This window comes from Nostoc sp. NMS8 (assembly GCF_017115045.1).
Taxonomy (GTDB): Bacteria; Cyanobacteriota; Cyanobacteriia; order Cyanobacteriales; family Nostocaceae; genus Nostoc.
Window position 1 is genome coordinate 22,586 of record NZ_JABXKK010000016.1, and the last position, 6,364, is coordinate 28,949.

At 39.9% G+C, this 6,364-nt stretch carries 7 protein-coding genes; 2 read left to right on the forward strand and 5 right to left on the reverse strand.

Annotated elements, in window-relative coordinates:
- Nucleotides 1-159: 159 nt before the first annotated feature.
- A complete protein-coding gene (locus HWQ39_RS01315; RefSeq protein WP_292840455.1) occupies nucleotides 160-723 on the reverse strand; it encodes a hypothetical protein in 564 nt (187 codons plus the stop codon).
- Between the two features lie 457 nt (nucleotides 724-1,180).
- Nucleotides 1,181-2,464, reverse strand: a complete 1,284-nt coding sequence (locus HWQ39_RS01320; protein WP_292840458.1) for a glycoside hydrolase family 10 protein — start codon at nucleotides 2,462-2,464, stop codon at nucleotides 1,181-1,183.
- Nucleotides 2,465-3,131: 667 nt separating this feature from the next.
- Here HWQ39_RS01320 and HWQ39_RS01325 point away from each other — a divergent pair.
- On the forward strand, nucleotides 3,132-3,428 hold the full coding sequence (locus tag HWQ39_RS01325) for a hypothetical protein (protein WP_292840461.1): 297 nt from the start codon (nucleotides 3,132-3,134) through the stop codon (nucleotides 3,426-3,428).
- 346 nt (nucleotides 3,429-3,774) lie between these two features.
- On the opposite strand, the gene HWQ39_RS01330 is transcribed toward HWQ39_RS01325, so the two are convergent.
- From HWQ39_RS01330 to HWQ39_RS01340, 3 genes are all read right to left on the reverse strand, one after another.
- Complete coding sequence (locus HWQ39_RS01330; protein ID WP_292840464.1) at nucleotides 3,775-4,086, reverse strand: ferredoxin; 312 nt, start codon at nucleotides 4,084-4,086, stop codon at nucleotides 3,775-3,777.
- A gap of 102 nt (nucleotides 4,087-4,188) precedes the next feature.
- Nucleotides 4,189-5,043 carry a uroporphyrinogen-III synthase gene (locus HWQ39_RS01335; RefSeq protein WP_292840467.1) on the reverse strand — a complete coding sequence of 285 codons (855 nt, stop codon included), beginning with the start codon at nucleotides 5,041-5,043 and terminating at the stop codon, nucleotides 4,189-4,191.
- Nucleotides 5,044-5,068: 25 nt separating this feature from the next.
- Nucleotides 5,069-5,209 carry a hypothetical protein gene (locus HWQ39_RS01340; RefSeq protein ID WP_292840470.1) on the reverse strand — a complete coding sequence of 47 codons (141 nt, stop codon included), beginning with the start codon at nucleotides 5,207-5,209 and terminating at the stop codon, nucleotides 5,069-5,071.
- A 56-nt stretch (nucleotides 5,210-5,265) separates the two neighbouring features.
- Here HWQ39_RS01340 and HWQ39_RS01345 point away from each other — a divergent pair, with 56 nt between their 5' ends.
- The gene (locus HWQ39_RS01345; protein WP_292840473.1) at nucleotides 5,266-6,177 is read left to right on the forward strand and encodes a trypsin-like peptidase domain-containing protein; all 912 of its coding nucleotides are present in this window, start codon (nucleotides 5,266-5,268) and stop codon (nucleotides 6,175-6,177) included.
- The last annotated feature ends 187 nt before the right edge of the window (nucleotides 6,178-6,364 follow it).

The window sequence follows — 6,364 nt, forward strand, 5'->3', positions numbered from 1 at the left end:
TCCTGCTTGTTGAAGGTGAAAATACATTTGCAGGTTAGGGCAAACTTACTGAAACTGGTTTTTAACAGTTTTTTCAGATTTTTGCACATATCTAACTGCAATCATAAGTATATATCAATTAAATTTATAATTCTTAATAATAGAGTGGCGAGTGGGAACTTATAATCGCAATTTGTGGGCATTGATCCCTGTGAGGATAGCAACTAGCAGCCAAGTGATGGCTAACCCTATGACTTCGCCGAAGAATAACTGCGTTAAGTGGCGCAAGATCGCTCCCACAACAGAACCCACAGGAATAGCAACAGCCCAACTTGCCGCAGAGACAAATATCCATCGCCATGTCTGATACTGGGAAATTGCTAACCATTGTGCTAATCCAATCCCCAAACCGCCAAGGCCACCATAAACCGCACCTGACAAGATTCTCAAGGGAAGAATCTGAGTGCTAGGTACAATCCAACCCACAGCACCAATACCGATCGCAGTGATTATACTCCAACCCAAAAGACTTGCCAAAATCCACCTGATACAAAATATAGGTTGTTTGAGAAGACAACCTTGAAAAAGTGCGATCGCAAATCCCCCAATAGCTGCTTCTACTACCCCAACATCGGGTTTTTCACCGACTTCAATTAAGATTAAACTCAATAAAAAACCGCCAAAAGTAGCTAAAATCCACAGCAGTGTAAAGCCAAATTTGGTATTTCTAGGCGCAAATAGCATCAAAGTTTCTTTGTTTTTCAGGAGGAGGAAGGCAGTTATTGCAAGAGGAAACCACACTTTTAAGCGTGGTACTTAGGCTATGGACGCTTTGTATCTCGTGGCACATTCAGTATTTTTGATAAGCTAAAAAACATCTAATTTGCATAATCAAATTAAACATAACTATTGTGGGGTGGGCATCTTGCCATTGGTGTCAACTTAACGCGAAACCGCTTGTCCGCCGGGAATTGAAATTCCCGTCTCATAGCTAAAGTCATCTGAAGATGACTAAATATCGCCAAAAATCTCCAGTCTACTGAAGTAGACTTAAGCTATTAGCCCGAAAATTTATTTCCGGGCGGGCATGGAAGTCAACAGATAAGCTATTTCCTGCTTAAGTTGACACCTATGGCAACATGAGCGCCCAGCTTATGCAATTCAAATATGGAACAACTTACTATTGGACAATAACCTACAACTAAAGTTTCTCGTAATATTTTTTTCCTCCTCTTTCCTGCCTTCTGCCTCCTGCCTTTGTTTGTAATAGTCTGACAGTTTTAGCATTAAACATATCAAAAAAAGCTTTGCGTCGTTGTTGGGGTGATTCAGGTACAATGTAACCCCAAAGACTCTCCCAGTAGAAAAAGGATACACCATCAAAGTAGCGATCGCGCACTGCTTGGACTTGTTCTCTAACTTGTGCCATTTTCACCGGATTACCTACCGTTCCCGTTGATATACCAATACCTACAGGAATTAAACTTTGAGCCAATTTCACAGATGGTTGTTCTAGTTGAGCGATAAAAGAGTTTTTATCGTTTCGATATACCTGCAAAACTAACTCATTAACTAAACCTTTTTTTACCCAATTTTCCCAATCTTGCAAATAGTATTTGTAGGCAAAAGCTTGATAATTAGGAGACAAAGATATTTTGACTTTGGGTTTAACTGCTTTAATGGCTTGATAGATTTCCGCCATGAAATCAGTAATTTTATCGGCTCGCCAACGCATCCATTCTGGGTTGGAAGGGTCGATAGGGGGACTTTTGCCTTGATGCTCTTGCTGGTAGAGTTTGATTGTGAAGCGATCGTAGCCAAACTGTACAGGCATTCCAAAATGATCGTCAAGCTGAATCCCATCCACATCGTAATCTCTGATTACTTCTAATATTAGCGATTGAATAAACTCTTGTACTTGTGGATGTAAAGGATTTAACCAAGCCTGTTTACTCACCAAAACATTGTCAATTTCTTCTGGTGGGGCATCTTGAATAGAGTTTATACCTTTTTGACCAATTGTTAACCAATCGGGATAACGCCTTGCTAATTGCGAATAATGAGGAGTCATGAACCCATATTCAAACCAGGGAATTACTCTGATATCTTTATTTTTAGAAAGTGTTACTATCTTTGCTAAAACATCCTGCCCACCATGCAGAAAGTTGAGCAAAGGTTGAGTATCCGAGCCTGTAGTCATTTTGGCTACCGCACTTTTATAAAAAGTATGTCCTCGGTTCCAAACTACAGGATAAATTGTATTAAAATTGAGAGCCGATAATTGATTTATAGCACGGTTAATACCCCAAGGGACAAAGAGTACACCACTAGCAACATTAGTGAGCCAAACGCCGCGAATTTCTGTAGTTAAAGGACTTGTTTTTTGGGAATAAACTGGTAGTGAGGAGGGTAAAAAAACTGTTAAAGCAACTACTAATCCCAAACACAGTAAGTAAGAAAAAGAACGGCGAACAACCCGATTCATTTGTAAGCGTGACCTAGTGCGATCGGAATATATATAACTACAAATTAAAGTTATAATCCTCCGGATGATGTAAATAAATGATGATTTAATGCCTAGATATCAATTAATAAATGTCTCTTAGTAGACAATTCTTACTAGCTGCCGATAATTCTCAATACGTACATAGTCTCTTGTAGTCATTTTGGCAACTCCTATTGGAATGCAGAAGTGCGATCGCGGTATTTGATTGCGTGAAAAACTCCCTACAACTCGAAAAGGCTTGATTCCCTACTCTCTGCCTATCGCGCTTATGGTGCGAGAAGCGCAGCACGCAAATAAGTTCAAAAATCAAAGACGCTCGATGACTCGCTACCGCTTCGCTATCGGATTGCTATATAAATTCACTCAACTTTGAATCAGTCTGATGCTATTTAAGTGTAAATACAGTGTTAGTTCGATTCTAGCTTGTATAAACTATTGATGTTCTATAAAAAACTCTATCTAGAACGTTTTACTGCCGATCAGAGAACTTTTCAAACATTTTGTAATGCTTCATGAAGAGTGCTTACGAGGAGCATGGCTAATACCCAAGTAGATTAGTACTGGGAGTAAACAGTGCTATCAATCTAAATCCTTGTAGCTAACAAGTATTTTAATCTAATCCAGAGTTTTATCAAAGGACAATAATATGACGAAGCAGCTAGGAAACACATCGGTTGGTACAGACAACGACGATCTAACTACAAAATTAGTCCAACCTGTGATCGCTAAAGCTTGGGATGATTGGGTAGATGATTTGGTGTTTTATAAATTCAATGATATTAACAGCGATATCATTAACGATCAACTAGTTATTGAGTGGAATAATGTTCATCATTTCAATAACCCAATATCTGGAGACGCAACTTATCAGACGATTTTGGACTTGAATACAGGAACTCAAAACGGGAACATTATTTCTAACTATACCAACCTGAGCCTATAAGCAAAATATGTTATTAAGCCCAGAGATATCAAGCGATCGCTGTAAAAATTCGTATCTTTTAATTTGTAACCATTAGGTTAATGCGTAAGTCCTATTTTTAGCTAAACTTAGTTATTACAGTAATAATGCAGTAGCAAATTTTATAGTAATAGCATAATTTTATACTTATTCACAATATGTAATTTTTCTCTTTTACCTCAATAAAAAAACGACGCACAAAGCGAATATTCGATAGCGCAGTGGGGTGTAGCCCATTCTGTATTTGTGAATTCTTCTTCAACCCCACCCTACTTACTAAGAGTTGAGGGTGGGGGATTTCGTATTATCTTAAATCCACATTTCTTAGTTAAGCGTTAAGCGCTTCTTCTTGATGGGTTTCGATAACACAGTCAGAAGTAGCATATGCAACGCAGGTAAGAACCCATCCCTCGTCAATTTGATCGTTGTCTAAGAAGTTCTGATCGTCTTGGTTAACTGTACCTGAAATCAGCTTACCGGTACAGGTAGAGCAAGAACCAGCGTTACAGGAATAGGGCAAGTCCAGGTGATATTCTTCGTTAGCGACCTCTAGGATGTACTCATCATCAGGGACTTCAATTACGTGTTCACCTGCGTGTTCACCTTCTGGGATACGTAGTGTAACCTTGTAAGTTGCCATAAAAAATTCCTAACTCAATATAAACTCCATTTTTGATACTACGGGTTTATGTGCTGCTAGTCTAGAGTCAAATGTCGTTAATTAATCTATATCTTGAGGCAGTTAGTGTGAACTGAAAGTAAGAGTAAAAAATGCTGCGATCGCTTCAGCAAATCCCTGAAATGAACTATAGTCTTTAGACACGATCGAAACATTCATACCCAACTTTTGAGCATTAGCAGTTGTATAAGGGCCGAAACATGCAATAATGCAGCCTTGATAATCGCTTTGCGAGTTAACCATTTTCAAAAAGCTTTCTACTTCTGCTGTGCTACTGAAGGCTATTACATTGATAATTCCTTGACGTATCAGGTTTAATTCCACACTATAGATACTTTTGTCTAAAGCCTGCGTAATATAAGTGGGTACGCGAGTTATTTCTATACCCAATTTCTGCAAATCTGTAATTAAATTGGGTACGACATCAGGCTCAGGTAAACCAACAACTTCTGGAGCAGGTATTAGGACTTTTTTCTCTTTAATTTGCGGAAGTTTTGCGAGTTCAGCCACAATTCCGGCTGGACTAGGTTCTGTTGGGATTAAATCTACCTTGCCACAAAAAGCTAATAAGCTTTCTGCATCTTTTCCTAAAGCACATAAGTGACATTTTTGCACCACAGATATAGGAATATTCAAATCATTCATGCGGTGAAAAAATGCAGTGATGCCATTTCTACTTGTAAAGACAATCCAATCAAATTCGTCTATGTGATTTAGAGCAGCATCTAACTGATTGTAGTTTGATAAATAGCAGGTTTCGATAGTAGGCATGAAAATAGGTAAACCACCTTGTTTGATGATTTGTTCAGATAACCTAGAAGCATAATTTCTCGGTGCTGTTACTAAAATTCTCTTGCCATCTAGAGGTAGTTTGCTAGATGGAGTGAGTAAGTTGATTTCTCTTGATTGGGTGTCCATTTGTTTAAGTCTCGCTTCGGTTAAGTCAAGAGACGCGATGAATCGCCGTCTCTACAATAATCAGTCTTTTGTCTTGACGGCAATTTATCGGGACTATCTTTTGACTTTTGCCTTCTTGTCCTAGCCATTTTTCTAGGATGAATTCTCCCCATTCTTCCGATGCCATCTGTGTTCAGAAAACGGCACGATATGAACATCTAAGAACATTGGCGGAAAAATCTTATGTCTTCATTACTGGCTTTATCCAACAGTTTAGCTGACACCGTAGAAGAAGCTGGAAGTGCTGTAGTTGCCGTAAATGGGGGTACACGTCTTTCTCAAAGTGGCATTCACTGGCGTAATGGCATTATTGTTACCTCTGATGAGTCTCTCCAACGCTATGACAACATCACTATTACGTTATCAAATGGTAGCACTGCACCAGTAACACTCGTTGGTCATGACTCTAGCACTGATATAGCTGTTTTTAAACTAGAAAATGCAGAAATACCTGTGGCAAAAGTTGGTGATGCCAAAACGCTGAAAGTTGGTCATCTAGTTTTAGGACTGGCAAGAGGTAGCGAAGGTGACTTAAGGGCGGCGATGGGTGCAGTCAGCGTGGTTAGCGGTGCTTGGCGAAGTATGAATGGCGGCAATATTGACCAATTCATCCGCCCAGACATCGCCCTTTATTCTGGCTTTGCAGGCGGGCCACTAGTAGATGCGGCAGGTTTGGTAGTAGGTATGAATACATCGGGGCGGCGTGGTACTGCTCTGACTATTCCCACTGCTACAATCGATCGCGTGGTTGACCAATTAGTGGCAAAAGGACACATTTCTAAGGGCTACTTGGGTCTAGGAATGCAGCCTGTACGTTTACCAAAGAATCTAAAAACTGCTCTCAATTTAAGTTCGGCAACTGGGGTAATTGTTGTCAATGTTGAGGCTGCGGGGCCTGCTGAAAATGCAGGTGTGCTGCTTGGCGATGTTTTAGTAACGTTCGATGGCGTAACTGTCGGCGATACAGGTGATGTGTTGGCGTTGCTCAATAGTAGCGATCGCATTGGTAAAGCTGTGAACGTGCAACTTGTCCGGGGTGGAGTGTTAATTGAGTTAGCGATCGCAATTGGCGAACGACCAACTAAGGAGGAATAAGGCCAATTAGGGATGAGTTCAAGAGACGCGATAAATCGCCGTCTCTACAGGTAATTTATCCATCAATTATTTATTGACAGACTACTAGCTTTGTCAAGATTTATCTAAATGTTTTGATTCATTCGACCTTTTTGCTCGAACGTTGAGCTTCTGAACTCGGAACTTGCACCTTTTTGCTCGAACGTTG